At 48.5% G+C, this 14,067-nt stretch carries 9 protein-coding genes and 1 tRNA gene; 6 read left to right on the forward strand and 4 right to left on the reverse strand.

The window, feature by feature from the left end; genetic code table 11:
- Positions 1-127: 127 nt before the first annotated feature.
- Both QW772_05730 and QW772_05735 read right to left on the reverse strand, forming a co-directional pair.
- Positions 128-1,321, reverse strand: a complete 1,194-nt coding sequence (locus QW772_05730) for a carboxypeptidase-like regulatory domain-containing protein (GenBank protein MEM0038408.1) — start codon at positions 1,319-1,321, stop codon at positions 128-130.
- Between the two features lie 14 nt (positions 1,322-1,335).
- Positions 1,336-4,644 carry a hypothetical protein gene (locus tag QW772_05735; GenBank protein MEM0038409.1) on the reverse strand — a complete coding sequence of 1,103 codons (3,309 nt, stop codon included), beginning with the start codon at positions 4,642-4,644 and terminating at the stop codon, positions 1,336-1,338.
- A 221-nt stretch (positions 4,645-4,865) separates the two neighbouring features.
- Between QW772_05735 and QW772_05740 the strand changes: the two genes are divergently transcribed.
- Both QW772_05740 and QW772_05745 read left to right on the forward strand, forming a co-directional pair.
- Complete coding sequence (locus tag QW772_05740; GenBank protein ID MEM0038410.1) at positions 4,866-5,438, forward strand: hypothetical protein; 573 nt, start codon at positions 4,866-4,868, stop codon at positions 5,436-5,438.
- Positions 5,428-5,916, forward strand: coding sequence for a hypothetical protein (locus tag QW772_05745; protein ID MEM0038411.1), 489 nt, complete (start codon positions 5,428-5,430; stop codon positions 5,914-5,916). The genes QW772_05740 and QW772_05745 overlap by 11 nt, the downstream gene beginning before the upstream one ends.
- Before the next feature lie 50 nt (positions 5,917-5,966).
- On the opposite strand, the gene QW772_05750 is transcribed toward QW772_05745, so the two are convergent.
- The gene (locus tag QW772_05750) at positions 5,967-6,845 is read right to left on the reverse strand and encodes a DMT family transporter (protein MEM0038412.1); all 879 of its coding nucleotides are present in this window, start codon (positions 6,843-6,845) and stop codon (positions 5,967-5,969) included.
- Positions 6,846-7,098: 253 nt separating this feature from the next.
- Positions 7,099-7,176 (reverse strand) — tRNA-Val (locus QW772_05755).
- Positions 7,177-8,019: 843 nt separating this feature from the next.
- Between QW772_05755 and QW772_05760 the strand changes: the two genes are divergently transcribed.
- The 4 genes from QW772_05760 to QW772_05775 all read left to right on the forward strand — a co-directional run bounded on the left by QW772_05760 (position 8,020) and on the right by QW772_05775 (position 14,054).
- Positions 8,020-8,919, forward strand: coding sequence for a DNA double-strand break repair nuclease NurA (locus QW772_05760; GenBank protein MEM0038413.1), 900 nt, complete (start codon positions 8,020-8,022; stop codon positions 8,917-8,919).
- Positions 8,916-10,526 carry an ATP-binding protein gene (locus QW772_05765; GenBank protein MEM0038414.1) on the forward strand — a complete coding sequence of 537 codons (1,611 nt, stop codon included), beginning with the start codon at positions 8,916-8,918 and terminating at the stop codon, positions 10,524-10,526. Before QW772_05760 ends, QW772_05765 begins: the two co-directional genes overlap by 4 nt.
- Before the next feature lie 62 nt (positions 10,527-10,588).
- On the forward strand, positions 10,589-11,767 hold the full coding sequence (locus QW772_05770; protein MEM0038415.1) for a DNA repair exonuclease: 1,179 nt from the start codon (positions 10,589-10,591) through the stop codon (positions 11,765-11,767).
- Entirely contained in the window at positions 11,748-14,054 is a 2,307-nt protein-coding gene (locus QW772_05775; protein ID MEM0038416.1) for an SMC family ATPase, read from the forward strand. Before QW772_05770 ends, QW772_05775 begins: the two co-directional genes overlap by 20 nt.
- The last annotated feature ends 13 nt before the right edge of the window (positions 14,055-14,067 follow it).

Here is a 14,067-nt window from a genome sequence, read left to right on the forward strand (position 1 = left end):
CTCCAATCATTGCTGAGTTAAATACGCACAAATAACTAGATCCAGTGAAGGGAAGTCCAGTTCTTGAACAAGAACTAAGGTTTAAGTGTTGTGAGAGGAAAAACAGGTTTTAGCTTTTTGGCTTAGCTTACCTTGCTGGCGGTGCTGCGGCCTTCCTTATCGTTATGATCGAGTAGGCTGAGAGTATGCATGCGAGCAGTGCAAAGGCGACCGCTACATATGCCGCTGTCGTGGCGGCGTCGGCCTTGCCGCCTACCTCTTTCCTGACTGACTCAACTGATGTCTTGAGGGTTGCGACGTCGCTCTTGACGCTGTTTAAGTCGGTTCTGAGGGAGTTTATATCCGTCCTCAGACCGTCCACCGTCGGGGTCAGCTTGTTGACGGCGTCCTGCAGGCTTGAGGTGGTCTCCGATAGTGTGTCAATTTGGGTCGACAGCTGTGTTACCTTCGTGTTGAGGTCGCTCAGGTTCTTTGATAATGTGTCAACCTTACCGCTTAGCGTATTGACGGTGCCCGCCAGCTGGTTCAGCGTGTTCTTCACTGTGTCGAGATCCTTCGAGAGCGCATCGACCTTACCGCTGAGTGTGATTAGGTCGCTCCTCAGCTTGCTCAGGGTGCCGGTTACGTTGGTTATCAGGTCGTTCAGCTTCTTCTCCAGATCTGCTACCTTATCGGACAGTTGCTTCAGTTCGGTTCTCAGCGCGTTGATCTCGTCCTCAAGACTCATCAGGGATATGGTCTCCACGTTGTTGTCTCCGGTGGTCAGGGTGACACTCTTCGTGGTGGTTACGTAACCTGCCTTAGACACCTTCAGCGTGTAGGTCCCTGGTGAGGTGTAGAGCTCGAACGTGCCGTCGGACTTGCTTGTGGTGCTGTCGCCCTTCTCAACCACCATTACCTCAGCACCGGCTACTGGGAGGCCCTTACCATCAACCACCTTGCCGAGCACCCTCGCCCCAGGACTTAGGACGAAGGTGGTAGTGTCTGTTGAGGCCCCCAGGTACGCCCTCACGGTGTATGTGCCCGCAACCCAGTTGCCGTAGGGGAGCATTCTAGGTAGTGTGAAGGACGCTGTGTAGGTGTTGTCCGAGCCCGCCACAACCTGCCTATAGTCGACCTCCTTACCCTCAGGACTCACTATCGATATGCCGACGTACGAGCCAGCCGGCGCCGACCCGCTTACGAGCACGGTCTCGCCAGGTATGTATGTAGCCTTATTAGTGCTTACAGTCAGCGCCTGAGCAGACACTAGAGTAGCCATGGGAATGATGATGAGAAGGAGGATTGCCAGCGAAAAAGTCGGCATCGACTTAACCTTCATCTCTAATCACCACTTCACGCAACTACAGTGGCGGTGAATGACGCCGCCTCACCCATCGGCGTCCTGTCAGCAAGCGACTTCACAATGTAGACTTCAACACTGTGGCTGCCGGACACTATGGGCGTCCAGCCGAAGGAGAGGTTTGTGGACGCGCCGGCGCCAAGGGTTGCACTACCGGCGAACCTCGCCACAGCAACGCCGTTGGGATCTCTCACCACTATTATCAGGGTCATGGACCTCTCAACTATGTCCGTGTTCTTCAGAGCTACGGTGAGGAAGACTTCCCTGCCAACCCTGGGAGTCACGGTCTGTCCTGTAGTAACGTCAACGAAGGTAACGCTCTCAGCCTTGCCCGGCTTCTCAACGAACCTACCCACCATCACGGTCTTGCTGAAGATCTCCTTCTTTCCGCTGGTTGCTATCGGGTCTTCGTAGACTATTTCTATAGTGTCGCCGAGCTTAGCCGGTATTTGAGGCGCACCAAGAATCCAGTCATTCAGGGACACAGGTGTCACAGACACCTCGTACACGCCGGACTCGACTTCAGAGGCGTACAGGGTTACGCCGGTCGGGTATGTCGTTGACCTGATGACTACCTTCCTGAAGTCTGCTGCCGGGTTCTGCGCTATGTCGGCGTTCTTTATAGTTATCTTTAGGACCTCGTCCAAGTTAACAGCGGTCTTATCGACGATTATTTCGGCGTTGACAGCCTTTATTGTGAGGGTCGATATTACGGTAGCCTTATTTCCGGTTGCATCAACTTCATCGACGTAGACTATGGTCAGCTTCTTGCCTATGTAGGGTGCTAGATCCTCAGGACTCGGTGTATTGGTTCCGGTCAGGAGATATGGCAGGTTCAGGTTAATCTTAAACTTTCCAGTGTTCAGGTCGGTCTCAGTACCGTTCAGCGTCCAGGTTATAGCAAGTCCCTCAACAGCAATCCTCACCAGCTCGGTCTTTGTCTCAGCTAGCTCCGGATCCATGTTCAGGTCTGGGTCAGTGATATAGAATGTCAGCGTCTCGTAAGGGCCTATCCAATCCTTGGGAAGCTCTAACCTACCGCTGAAGCTCACGACCTTCACAGAGGCCGTTACGTCATACTCTGAGCCAACGAACGTGGTTGCTGTAGGTGCTAGAGGCGGCGTTTTCTCTTGATACTTAATCGTTATTGAGCTACCTGGCTTTGCGCCCACGTCTCTAGCGCACAGGGTAAGCGTGAACACCCCCGTGTTGACGCCTGTCTCCTTAGCCGTCTTAGACGTTGCAGCAACCGTTACCGTCACGCTGTCCTCGCTTTCAGAGTCCACGTTGGCGTCCGGGTCGTTTACGGTTATGGTAAAGCATCCGGTGATGTTGATCTGAGTGGGCTCGGCCTTGAGGTCCGAGGGTGTTAGCTGATAGGCCTTAAACGTGGCTGTCGCCTTAACCGTGGATTCGCCCTGTACGTATACTGTAACTACAGCATCTATATATTCGGGCTTGGAGGCTGATACTTTTATGATGCCGGTGAAGACACCACTGTCGGGCGCTGTCTCTGTCAAAGCATCGACATCGGTATCACCGATCACGACGTTGCCGGTGACCGGGTTCACCACCTTATACTTAAGTGTTCCCGCTGGCACCGTATCTATGGTTTTTGCATCTGTGTTCCGCCTATCGTCTATGTAGGTGACGTGAATCACGACGTCCTCATCTCTGTTCACTGGGTAAGTGCTCCTGTCCAGCCTGACCTCAATCGGAGTTATCGTCACGGGAACCGAGACTGTATAACCGCCCGTGTGATCAGTAATTACTATGGTGTAGGACTCGCCTGCCTTAAGAAGGCCCTGAGACTGTATTACGACTTTGAAGAGTCCGGAGTCAAAGTCCGTCTCGAAGAACTGCGGGTCACTACTGTAGGTGTTCGGTATGTCAAGCTGGGTGCCGTCAGGATTCTTGAAGTAGATCTCATACAGAATTAGAGTCCCAGACTTTAATTTAATGATGTCGTTTGTTGGATCTATCTCTGCCGTTAGCCTGTCTATACTATTTGCGTCAACGTTTAGATCTGAATCGTTCACAAGTAGAACTACCTGGACCGGACTCTGCTTGATCACTTCAACGGTGGGCGCCTTGGTTGTGAAGGTTCCTGAGCCAGTTATGTCGAGGTATTTGGCCGATATGCTGAAGGACTTGCTATCCACACCCATGACGAACTTCATCGGACTACACGTCAATGACGTAGATGATCCCCACTCAACAGGTATTTCGTACTCGAAGACGCCTGTGTTCTTCGCTGTTTCTTCAAAGTAACTCCCATCCACATCGCAGGTCGTCGTGCCGTACTTAATGGTAATTTTCTTACCTGGATCCAGAGTATCGATACTCGTCGTTCCCACGTTGTCATCCGGCGACTTTACAGACACCGTTATGCCTTGTTGCGTGAAGTACACAGCGACCTCGGGATACCTGTACACCACATTCAGCTTTACAGTCAAGTATTTCCCATCATCACTCATCAAGCCTACATTACTATATACGTTAAGCAGGAAGGTGTCGCCAGGGCCTAGAGAGGCATCTGGGGGCGTTATCTCAGATACGGTGAATGTGAACGAGAACACTCCGCTGTTGACCTTGCTCTCTTTTATGTTTGAATCTGATTTGACTACAGTTTTGTATTTCGTCTCACCTGTAGTGCTGCTTATCCAGGTGACATCAATAGTGACTGGATAACTGCTTAGGTCATCCACCTTCGTTGGGTCCAGGTTGAGGTCTTGGTCCGTTATGGTCAGCCTTACAGTGAAGTCAGTCGATCTTCTGGCCGGCACCTCCGTCCTGTCCAGCGTCACGTCTGCAGGCTTAACGGTATCGAAGGTGAAGCCCTTGCTTATGTCGTACCCCAGAACCACAACGTAGAGTGCTGCCCCAGGACTCGGGGCTGACGATAGTTTTACTATTGCATCATTTTCAACCACCTTAGGGTATGCGGGGTTAATACTTAAGTCTACATCAGGCCCTCCTATGTAGGCGTAGAACACGCCGACACCAATTCTATATGCCTTGAATCTGCCGTTTGGAATGTAGTTGTCGCCTTTATCTATTAATTCTAATGGTTGGCCCGCCGCGTCAGTTAATACTAGTTCCACGCTTTCTGCGTCTAGGCCTGGTATGTTCACTCTGACCTCTATTACCTTATAATGGTGTAGGTTTTCTGAGGAGAGTGTTATCTCCCCCGCTTGCGCCTTCACTATTGGCAGTGCTACTAGCAGTCCTGCGAGTGTTGACATGAGTATTAGGGTTAGTACTGCGTACGTGGTTAGGGTTTTCACGTGTCTAGTATTCATTACTTAGAGTCACCTCATGTTTATTCTTACGCGGGAATCTATTTAAGGATTGTGTGTACTTGTGTGCACACAAGGTTTAAAACCCACTCCAGGACTCCGAATCCTGGAGATCCCCCTCGACAGTTACTCTAGGCTTTGCGTAGCTCTCTGCTCCCTCACAACGTCTTCTATGCCTGTGTTTTTTATAATGATGTGTGGTGTTAATTTATTTGGTGTGGTGTGTGTCTGCGAGGAAGTTCGTCGCCCTTCCTGAGAGGGTTTTGATCGAGGCTTTGAGGGTTGCTGAGGAGGTCGGTGTTCCCTACACTGTGTTGATTGAGAGGATTCTGACGGAGGTCCTCAAGGTAATGAGGTATAGGAGGGGTGTTCTCGAGTCGCTCGCCACCGCGGATTCCTTCGAGGATGTTAGGAGGTTGGGGGGCATGGTGCTACCTGAGGGGGTTGTTAGGGAGGTCCTGAGTAAGTTGGGTCCTGAGGAACTGAAGAGAATGTGCTCGGAGTTGAGGAGAATGTGCGCGTGGTTCGGGGAGTTAGGTAGGGTTAAGAGGCCCCTCACGCCGAACGAGTTCAGGAACAGTCTGAGTGTGTGGCTACCTAGCGCCTCCATAGACGTCGTTAGGGAGGACCCCTACTTCAAGTTCGTCGTCAGCCTCACCAGCCCGTCGAGGGAGTTCCTGGAGTTGAGCAGGTGCGTGGTGGAGGGACTCATCAAGGGCTACGACCTGAGAGATCATGAGATGAGCGTCGGGTCATCCGTGATAGCTGTGAGAGTGGGTGGTCTGGTTGAGGGTTAGGAGGAGCTTAGGCGTTGAGGTCGAGCTGGCCGAGGGCCTTAAGGCGGTAGCGAGGTCTAGAGGGATGAGCCTCGCCAGTTATTTGAAGAGATTGTTTGAGGAGGTTATTGAGGTGGAGAGGCTGGATCACTACGCTCCCGGAGTTCTGGAGGAGAAGAGGGTTGAGTTAGTGCTTTCTAGACTTGGCTTCACCTACGTCCCAATGGAGCTACTGGACAAGGACTCAAGCCCTGAGGAAGCCATGAGGCTCGGTGAGAGAGCTGGGAGGACACTTAAGGAGTTGGGCATTGGGTTGGGGGGATTCATAGCTAGGGCAGCGGCGAACGCCGGGATAGCTGTTGTGAGGGAGGACAGCGTGGTCCTCCTGCCGGTGAGCAACTCGAGGGAGGTGCTGAGGAACCTCATGGTCGGGATGGCTAATGGCTACGGACTGAAGGTGGTGGCAACGGGCAACCTAACCATAATAAAGACTAAGTAGCGGCTGAGCCCTTAGGGGGTTGGACGTCATGCGTTGCTCCCGGATTATCTTCAATATGCGAGTAGCGCTGCCGTCCCTATGCCGAGGGACGTCAGGCCGGCGCCCAGAATAAGTCTTAGACCGTGCGACTCCCCCGCAATGCTTCTTGTGGTTACCATAGAGAGTATGGGGGTCAGGGCGGTGGCGAGCACCGTTGACGCTGTCCCTATGGTGGCCAGCGATAGGAGGAAGAAGTACATCCCGCCGAACCACCCTATAACGCCAGTCAGGCCCGAGCATATTATCAAGCCCCTGAAGTTGGTCCTCAGGTCGTAGTCCCTCCTCAGCGAGACTGTGGCGAGCCCGGCCGGGATGAAGGTTGCTGAGAGCACGAGCAGCCTGATCACAAGGAGCGAGGTCGGGTCTGTGTAGTGGAGTGAGGCAGTGCTCAACACAGTCCCGACCCCCCAGCACAGCGAGGCCGCCGCGGCGTAGCCTAGTCCCTTCAGAGGCGCTTCAGCGCTGCCGGAGTTCCTAGGCCTCGACACAAGCAGGCCGAGGAACGCAAGAACAGCCCCCGCCACGACGCCCGGCCTCACAACCTCCCCAGCCAGGGCTGAGAGTGCTTGAGCCACGAATATGTAGGTGTACGCAACGATGACGGCCCTCCCGCCCCCCACCATCTGGATGGCCTTAGTGTAGGCAGCGTCCCCCACCCCAGGACCTATGAGGGCGGCTGTGAGGAAGAGGGAGATGCTGAGGGGAGTTACCTCAGCGCTGAATCCTGTGAAAACGCTGAGGAGGGCCGCGGGCACCAGGCCCAGTAGAGCCCTGAACCCCGTGAGGAGGACTGGATGTAGGGAGCTCCTATACCTGCTTATGAAGGCCGGGTTGAGGGACCACAGGACCGCGGTGATCAACGCGTACCCGAAGCCAAGCAACGGCGACACCGATATGAGGATTAGGCAAGGCTTTTAAGCTACCACACCCGCCTTCATTCAAACCATAGCGGAGCGCCTAAGCTGGACTAGGGGTGTGGCTGGTGGGGCTCTGAGGCCGGGTATAGGCGGTTGTGAGAGAGTTCGGAGAGTTGCCCAATTACGTGGTGAGGGCTAAGAGTTGTTACTGCCTCTAAAGGTGATACACGCTAAGGGTTGGAGGAGGCTCACCTACGTGGGGCCGTGCAAGGGGCTTGATGTGTTGTGGTGGGCCCGCGGGGACTCGAACCCCGGACCTCCGCCTCGTAAGGGCGGCGTCCTAACCAGGCTAGACGACGGGCCCCCCTCAATAGAATCACCGCCAACCTTTAAAGCTTTCACCACGTCCAGCAGGTCCTTAGCAGCTAGCCTCATCAGTAACCTCTCGAGGACTTCATCGCTCACCCTGCGCTTCCTATTCTTGACCATGTTGCCCATAGCTGGCGTTACGCCTAGCTCCCTGTACTTTATACCCTTGACCTTAGTAGCGTGCATGAAGAGAACCCGCCTAACACCATCAGAAACAGCCCGAAACCCAAACCCTACAATCAAACGTGATATGTTATACTTAAACGCATAAAAACACTGCGTGGTTGTTATATGGGCTGAGTCACCGATGTAGTGTAGTGTGGTGAATGTCTTTAGTTCCTCCCTGCTTTGAGGATCCCTGCACCGGTTGGTGCGTTCACGAGGAAGTCCGCCTCAGCATCGCTCAGCTTGTAGATCTCCCTCACCGCGTCCCTCCCCTCCAGCTCCTGCCTGAGTATGAGTGATGCAGCTGATTGGTTAGGTACGGTCCTGCCTGCGTGGTTCTAACTGCAGTAACAACCACACCACCTCTTTCCTAAAACGTTCTCATTATGAAGAATTTATTTGGTCACCATTGCATTGGTGGTTCCGACTAACACTCTAGATATTTCACGATGTTGCGGGAATTTAGGTTTTCTTCATGATGCCGTCAAGCTTTAAATTCTCTGTGCGGAAGTTAAATTGGGTGTATGTGATCCCCATACATGATCTATTAATTGAAGAATTGTCATCCGCTGTAAACGATTTGCTTGGTAAAATTAACCCCGTGGATAGTTTAACCAGGTATCTGAGAAATATTGGGGTTTATCCTATAAGGACTTCTGAGTTAGGCGAACCTGTGGATGTTGTAGCAGGCGACTCCAGCAGGGTTGCGAAGAAGCTGTCTTTAGCCGTCATTTATGCAGTGCAAGCCACTTCATTGAAGGCTTCCCTTAAGTCACACTCACCAAGCAGGTTAGTTGTTAAATCTTTAGCAGGTTATCATGCACCAACATCTAAAGAGGTGGTGCCTCACGAATTGATCGACCGAATATTACAGCTTATATCCAGGGCCCTGGAGGTTAAGTCGGTGACTGAGTTATTGGACAATGATGATGTAGCCCTCTTCGACGGCTCACTTATCTCGTTTCTCTGGGGGTATACGAAGAGGGGAATGCCTAGAGGATTTTATCCAAGCTATTATAATAGAATCAAGGACATATGGCATGAAGTTTTCTCAGGAATTACTAACGCCCTACGCAGGGCTAAACCCTTGTTCATAGCAAAGACCCCCATGAGGAATTATTACGTGGATATATTGCTGTCCAGTGATGCACCTAGGGAAGTCAGGGAAGGCGTTAATGACTTGGTGCTCATCAAAGCCCTCAGAAAGTCAGGCAGACTCCCTAAAACTCCTCACATACTTGAACCGGTTTATGTCGGGCGTGAAGACCTGCCAAGGCCTTTAAACGTATTGGATGTGAATTTAGATGTAATAACCCCAATTACAGTCACGTACGTTACATTTAACACAGCCACACAGCCTTACCAACTGTCAATACCTGGTAAATTAGATGTCAAAGAATTGGTAGAGTTGGTTAGTAAGGTGTACCCCTACTCGCTTAGTGATTATCCGGACCCACTTAAAGTAGCGCACAATAAGTGCAAGATAACCAATGCTGAGTTCAGGACACTGTTGTATAAGTTAGGCCTTTCTTCAGTCCCCACAGGACGTGAGTTATTGGGTGAATTTCTATGACGAATCAGCCCATAGGTATTGTTGGCGAGACCTCAAGCCCGACCGACGTCAATGTTAAGGCCTTAACACCCATACCTCCAGGAACCTACATACACTTGAGGTTTAGGGTTAGAAACTTACCTACATATGAAGAAATAGAGAGAGAAGTCGTAGGCATTATAGGGTCATGCACATATAGATCTGTAGTCCCCATACTGACGCCTCCCGACATGTCGATGCGCAAGGAAGTTACGTCCCTAACCAATCTAAAAAGTGAGAGTTCCATGAGGGCTATGATTATAGCGGACATAAGTAATGGCCGTGTAGAATCTCCAAGATACCCACCTCCTCCAGAAACACCTGTATACCTGGCGCAGATTGAACACCTCAAGACCCTGTACAGCTGTGGCTTAGAGTCCGGCATAGAAATCGGTTCCTTAGTAGGTTTTGATAAGTTAAGAATAAGGGTCAACGTCAACTCCCTAGCTAAGCATTTACTAATAACCGGCACCACAGGTTCAGGTAAGAGCAACCTAGTAGCGGTACTTGCAGACAGAATAGCTCAGATCGGAGGTTCTGTAGTTATATTCGACATTCATGGGGAATACGTCAACTTAGGAAGTAGCGACACTAAAGCCGTCAACGTAGTTGTCTACGATGCGGCAATAAACCCTATTGAAATCCCGGTAAGCCTACTCACAGGCCTTATAATTCCAGAGGCGGCAGCCTTAAAGCAGAGGCGACTACTCAAAAATGCATTAAGAGGGCTAAACAATGAAGTTCGTGAAGCCGCTTTGAAGGCAAGGAAACCGTATACGTTGACCGTTGAAGAGATCTATAGGGAGAGGAAGAATGCGGAAGTTAATGACCCTGTTGAAGCTTACAGGGAACTCCTTAAGGAGTACCTGCGAAGTGAAGGCGTCAAGGGTAAGGAGAAGGCTTTATCCGATGTGGAGGACAAGGTTGACGACTTCTTTGAATGGCATAGGATTAACTTAGAAGTACGTAAGGTCAGTGAGTTGTTAAGCAACGGTAAAATAGTCGTTGTTGACGTGTCTACTTTTACTGATGAAGAGAAAGATTGTATGCTTAAATTAATTGCTGAGGACCTTCTTTGGTATCTCAAAGAGGGTAGCAAACATGGAGGTGGCTTCACCGCAATACCCACTCTACTAGTTGTTGAGGAAGCTCACCTATTCTTAGGTAGTGAGTCAGCTACTAAGTCTAAGGAAGCTCTTCAGAGATTTATCAGGGAAGGAAGGAAATTCGGAGGGATGCTAGCTATCATTAGTCAAAGACCTAGAGCTTTAGACGTTAACGTAGTATCTCAGGTACAGAACTATTCATTCTTAAAGTTAGTTCAAAGCAGTGACAAATCAACTGTTATGGAGTTAACCGATGTGCTGAGCGATGAATACGTAAACCTCCTCCCTACACTCCCTCCAGGGCATGCCATATTAATGGGTGAGTGGGTAGGTAAGTACCCAGCATACGTTAAGATCGATATACATGCAGGTAAAAAGGTTGGGGCAACTCCGGATATTGCTGGGACATGGAGAGAAGGCAGAGAAAAAGCCATTAAATCTTTAGAGGAGCGGGCACTTATCAGTGAGTGGGAGGGTGGTTAGGGTTGCACGCAGTCGGACTAATTCGTTCTTTTTTTGAGGTGTGAGTGGGAGGGTGGTTAGGGTTGCACTTGTTGCATGTAGCTGACACCCACTTAGGTTCTAGCAGGCCAAGCGGGTTGCGGGAGAGAGAGCTAGATTTCTATGACGTGTTTGACGAGGTTATTGAAATAGCTATTAAGGAGGGTGTGGATGCAGTACTGCACTGCGGGGACCTGTTCGACGAGCCTAGGCCGAGTCCTCAAGCATATTCGTACGCAGTTAAGTCTTTAAAGAAGTTAAGAGATTCAGGCATAGATTTTCTGGTTATTGCCGGCCAACACGATCAGCCGAAGATATCAGCACTATCACCTATTAAGGTGTTGGAGGAGGTAGGATTAGCGAAGGTTTTAGCGACTTTCAAGCCAGAAACAAGGGTTGTTAGGTTGAGAAGCGGTGATTTAGGCATTACAGCTGTGCCGTATGCTGAACCTCAATTAATGCAGGAACTTGTTAAGGGTGTAGAGAAACCTGACACGGGTAGGAAGATACTAATGGCCCACCTCCTACTTAAAGAGTTGAACATACCTGGAGCGCACCTCTCATTGACTGAGTTAAGGAGTAGCTATTACGATTACGTGGCCTTGGGTGACTACCATGCTAGATATGAAACTAGGCATGAGGGGGTTCCAGTAATTTACCCAGGATCTACTGAGGCATTAGATTATTTGGAGAGCAGGGATGAGAGATTCGTGGCCTTAGTCGACTTAAGCAGAGAAGAAGCCAGTGTTGATTGGATTAAATTAAGTAGGTTTAGAAAGTGGTTGGTGATAAAATCAGGTACGTATAGCGAGTTGATAAGACGTTTAAGGGATATTAGCTTCAGCGAATTCCCCAAACCTCCCATACTACACGCTGAGGTAAGCAGTGCAGAATTAGTCAATGCGGATCCTAAGCTCGTGATGGACTATATGCGCAAATTAAAGGAGAATGGCAAGATACTTACTTACGTATTAAAATCTCCAAGCATTTCAGGAGAATTCGACGAGACCCAATATGAGGAAGCAACGCCGTTACCTACGCTTGAGTCTGTTGTTCACAACCTGTTGAAAGATCCAAAAATTTCTGAGTATGTTTTAAGAATCATTAAAGACTACGACGATGAAAGTTTAATCAAAACCCACATAATGCGTCTGATAAAAGACCAGGAATTATTAAGCAAGCTAGAAAAATTGGTGAATCGAAGTGATCATCCGAAGCGTTAAACTTACCAACATACTTTCGCATGAGAACTCCGAGATAACGTTTCCTGACGGTATAGTAGCTATAGTAGGACCTAATGGAGCTGGGAAATCATCGATAATAGAATCAATATACGCTGCACTATTTACAGAAGCAAACGTAGATATCAGAGGACATAGGAAGGAATTCCTCGTAATGAGAGGGGAGAGGAAGGGCGAGATAGAAGTATCTTTAGAAGTTGGCGGCATCAAATACCTAGTCACTAGGGAAGTAAGTATTGACACTCCTGCTCAAGCCTCTCTCTATATCTTAGAGAAGAACGGTAAGAAAATTAGAAGCTCGGGACCCTCAAACGTCGCGAGCGAGTTAGGCAAGATTTTAGGGCTCCCTGCAATGAGCACCAAAGACCTAAGAAACATGGTTAGGAGCACTATAATATCACTTCAGGATGAACTTACTAAGATAATAGACATAACAGACTCCGAGAGAAGGGAGTGGATACTCTCACTCTTGGGACTCAGCTATTTAGAAAAATCCCTGGAAGTTGCCAAGAAATTCCTAAACAGGAAAGACGAATTAGAGGGCATGTTAAGGAGTGAAGAGAATGAACTAAAAAGGAAGAAAGATGAATTACGCCAACGTGAATCACGGAAGTCTTCGTTGAACAAAGAATTATTTGACCTTGAATTAAAGAAGAGCAAGTTAAATGAGAAATACAGTGATATAAATAAAAAAGTTAAATTAATTGAAGAGGCTATAGAGTTAGTCGATAAATTGGGACCCCTCATTATTATTAATAGAATAAAGGAGTTAGAGGAATTAAAGTCTGCGCTTGAGGTTGTAGAAGGTTTAAACGTTGATGAGTATTTACGTGTGAATGAAGAGTATCATGAAAAGATGGAGAAGCTAAAGTCCTACAGGGATCAAATCACCGCAATTTTACAGGATGTGTCAAGTAAACTGGAAATGCGTGTTGACAGCTATGAAGCCCTTGACAATTTACTAAAGGAATTTAGGGCGGAGAAGGATAAATTAAGCAGTTCGATCAGTCGTAACGAGGCGCTTAAGGAACTATACACTTTATATGTCAGCAAGTTTGAGTCTACGAGCAGATGCCCTATATGTGGCTCATCGATAACGGATCCGACTATTATTAGAGATAGCTTAACCCAAGAGCTGAACAGATTATGTGATGAGATTAAGAAGTCACGCGCTGAGCTCAACAGCATTGAGAAGAAGATTGGAATCGCTCAAGAATCGTTAAGAGATCTGGAGAAAGTGATTAATTCTGCTAAACATTTAGAGGAAGAGGTCAGCGAGATTCGGGATAAACTCAGTAACTTAGGGGAAAAGGTACTAGAACTATGTAAGAACCTCTCAGAAAGCTTCAGAGGCATTTCTAATAATTCTATCAATGAGTGCACTACGTATCTAACCTCACAGAAAGATGAGTTATATAAGACCGAGAGTGAGTTAAAAATACTCAACGATTTAAAGACCAGCTTGGTGGAAGGCTTCTCTGGCCAGGATATTCAGGTTTTACAGAGTAGGTTAGGGGAGATCTTGGCTGAGATATCGATCGCCAAGCCATCGATAGACCTAGATGTTCCTAAGAGATGGAAGGACATAGACGCTTTAAGAAGCGAGTTAAATAAAGTAAGCAAAGAATGGAATTCGGAATTAAATAAAATAAAAGAGGAAATCGATAAGAACAAGGACTCGATTACTACAACAAGGACTAGACTTAATGCCGAAGATGAAGAGATTAAGAAAGTAGAAAAAGAAATCAAGGACGCTGAGGAGAGAAAAACTGAATTAGAGAATCAGATTAAGGCCTATTCTATACTACAAGTTTTCTTCAGCAAGTATTTAGGTAAGAGTGGCTTAATAGCTAAGGAGTTAACTAAAATCGCCAGAGATGAACTGGAAAGAAGGACGAATAAGATATTAGGTAAGCTAGGATTAATGCCTATAGAAATCGACGACGAATTCCAAATACGTGTTAAAGTACTAGGCAGTACTTTACCCATAAGTAATGCAAGTGGCGGTGAGAGGGTTGGCATAGCAATTGCCTTGAAGTTAGCACTTGCCGAGCTGATTATAGGTAGATCCCCTACAACCTTAATCCTTGATGAACCGACCATCTACCTAGACGATGAGAGGCGTAGGCAGATCTTCGAAATCATTAAGGAGCTCGGTAAATCCTTGAAGCAAGTCATAGTTGTGACACACGACGAAAGTGTAATGAATATAGCAAATAAGGTCATCAAGGTAGAAAATGTAGGCGGGGTTAGTAGAGTAAGTTCATGATGCCTTTGCTTAG

Origin of the sequence: Zestosphaera sp., assembly GCA_038727705.1 — an archaeon.
Taxonomy (GTDB): domain Archaea; phylum Thermoproteota; class Thermoprotei_A; order Sulfolobales; family NBVN01; genus Zestomicrobium.

What these genes read in the sequence shown, in the direction of transcription:
- QW772_05730 (MEM0038408.1), bottom strand. Translation starts at nt 1,321, where the DNA reads ATGAAGGTTAAGTCGATGCCGACTTTTTCGCTGGCAATCCTCCTTCTC.
- QW772_05735 (MEM0038409.1), bottom strand. Translation starts at nt 4,644, where the DNA reads ATGAATACTAGACACGTGAAAACCCTAACCACGTACGCAGTACTAACC.
- QW772_05765 (MEM0038414.1), top strand. Translation starts at nt 8,916, where the DNA reads ATGACGAATCAGCCCATAGGTATTGTTGGCGAGACCTCAAGCCCGACC.